We start from the raw sequence: 1,991 nt of genomic DNA, 5'->3' as shown, positions 1-1,991 counted from the left end.
GCATCACCGTCGACTTTCACCACCACAATTTCTTGCATCGCGCCATCCGGCGCCTTAGCCTCAAAGACCATTCCCGCTTCAACTGTCTCTACTCCTTCAAACGCCGCCTTTTCGATCGTCTTGATACCGTCAGGAATAACCTCCCCATAGGCCTCAGCAGCCTCAATTCTTACCTTCAGAGTATCTCCTTCTCCCTTACCTGCCAAGGCCTTTTCCAACCCGGGGATGATATTCCCTGCACCATGCAAATACACCATGGGCTTTGACCCATCTGAACTATCCAGCACCTTACCGGCATCGTCAGTAAGTTTATAATTGACGCTGACCACAGAATTCTTCCCAATCAATACAGACATAATTTCTCCTTCTTTTCTCGATTTTTCCTATGACAACTTACACACTCAAAGTGTGCCCCTTCTCTCATTCACCACCATTCCATAAACTTTGATCGCGGCCATGGCTTATCCATCCATGACGTGTCAGGCAGAGGTAATTTGGAAGCTTCTTGAACGGTCAACCATCCCCCAGGCAATTCAAAATGAGATGTGGTCCCACGTCCGGTTATCCAGCTCACCCTCTTGGCTTTTTCGCTGGCTTCGGCCACGTCCAGGGTTAACCGACAATCCTGGGCCACGTAGTCCAATACCGTTTGACATTCCCCCTCTTTCCAGAGCTTCGGGGCGACGGACCCATCAACATTCGCAGGCTTACTCACCCCTATGGCCTTCGCCGCAGCATTGAGCTTGATGGGGAAGCCTTTTCCGCAGAAGAAATGATACATCATGTCGACATGGCTCATCGCCAATTCACGGCAAGCATCAACCTGACCGCATTCTTCTGCCACAATCACGAAATCGAATCCGAGCCCGTTATGGGTAATGAGGGTATAGCCTTCCTGCAATTTGGTTTTGAGATGCTCGACAAAGGCGGCGACATCCGCCTTGGTCATTTGTGGTGCAGGAGTGCCATCGGCTTTTTTTGAGTAAAACGTCACAGCCGAGGGTTCATCGCTACACCAGGTCGCCATACAGGTAATGCCGAGTGGCCGATGATCATGTAAATCACCGAAATTTTCGGGCAAAATTTTTGCAGTTTCGATATCAAATGCCAAATATTTACGGGGCATTGGTCAACCCTCCTCACGATTGAACTGGATGGTCTGATTGAGGGGAATATCCCGCACCATCCCATGGTTGTTTCGGGTTTTCTTGAACAATGCGGAGTTTGTGCTTTTTGATCAACATACCGGTTCAGAAACGGCTTGTTGAACGATACCTTCTGAGTCTATTTCAAACGTTTTATGACACTCATACGATGTGCCATACACTTCACCCCCCAGTGGATGGCGAGTTATTCGTTGAATAAATTCCAACCGTTCTCCGCCGTCAGGCAAGGCCGTTTGCTTGGTCGGTGTCCCCATCACCCGAATGAGCTCTTCACGATGAACTCCCTTCCATCCATCCATTTGTGCCTGAGGGAAATGACCGCAGCCCATTGCCAAAATTGCTAAAAAAATTAACGACAATCTTCTCACAAGTACTTTCCAATCATTAGGTTCGACAGGTTTGTTCTATCGCACCACTCGCCATACACCGAGAAAAACTCATTGCGGCTTTTAATGAACGACACATTCCCACTGTGGATCGATATTGTCCATCTGCACTCCATCTTTAGGTCCTGATTTCTCCCATATCCATTATTAACAGGTTAAATGGCGGCAAAACCACCATACCCGAGGATACGGAGATATTTCCACTAAACGCGTTTCCGAATCCTTGGGTGTCGGGAGTTGAAATGTGATAGGAAGACCGGCTAAGTCGGGATACAGTGAAAGAACTTGGACTTTTGCGTCCTCTACATCAGTTTCCACGGAAACATCAACCAATCGAAGATACGTCGGGGGGTGAATTTTCACTTCCCATTTTCCCAGATAATTCAGTCCCCCCTACTCACCTGGAACGTCGAATTCAATTGAGCCATAGATCGAAAAG

The 1,991-nt window shown here is 48.1% G+C and carries 4 protein-coding genes; all 4 read right to left on the bottom strand.

Going from position 1 to position 1,991, the window contains the following annotated elements:
- A partial coding sequence (locus AAH187_RS18865; protein WP_342350037.1) for an FKBP-type peptidyl-prolyl cis-trans isomerase occupies window positions 1–356 on the bottom strand: 356 nt, incomplete at its 3' end.
- 68 nt (window positions 357–424) lie between these two features.
- Window positions 425–1,126 carry a ribonuclease H-like domain-containing protein gene (locus AAH187_RS18860; RefSeq protein WP_342350036.1) on the bottom strand — a complete coding sequence of 234 codons (702 nt, stop codon included), beginning with the start codon at window positions 1,124–1,126 and terminating at the stop codon, window positions 425–427.
- A gap of 111 nt (window positions 1,127–1,237) precedes the next feature.
- The gene (locus tag AAH187_RS18855) at window positions 1,238–1,534 is read right to left on the bottom strand and encodes a hypothetical protein (RefSeq protein WP_342350035.1); all 297 of its coding nucleotides are present in this window, start codon (window positions 1,532–1,534) and stop codon (window positions 1,238–1,240) included.
- A 165-nt stretch (window positions 1,535–1,699) separates the two neighbouring features.
- Complete coding sequence (locus AAH187_RS18850; protein WP_342350034.1) at window positions 1,700–1,915, bottom strand: hypothetical protein; 216 nt, start codon at window positions 1,913–1,915, stop codon at window positions 1,700–1,702.
- Between the last annotated feature and the right edge of the window lie 76 nt (window positions 1,916–1,991).

Source organism: uncultured Nitrospira sp. (assembly GCA_902500695.1).
Taxonomy (GTDB): Bacteria; Nitrospirota; Nitrospiria; order Nitrospirales; family UBA8639; genus Nitrospira_E.
This window is presented reverse-complemented; position numbering and strand designations above follow the sequence as displayed.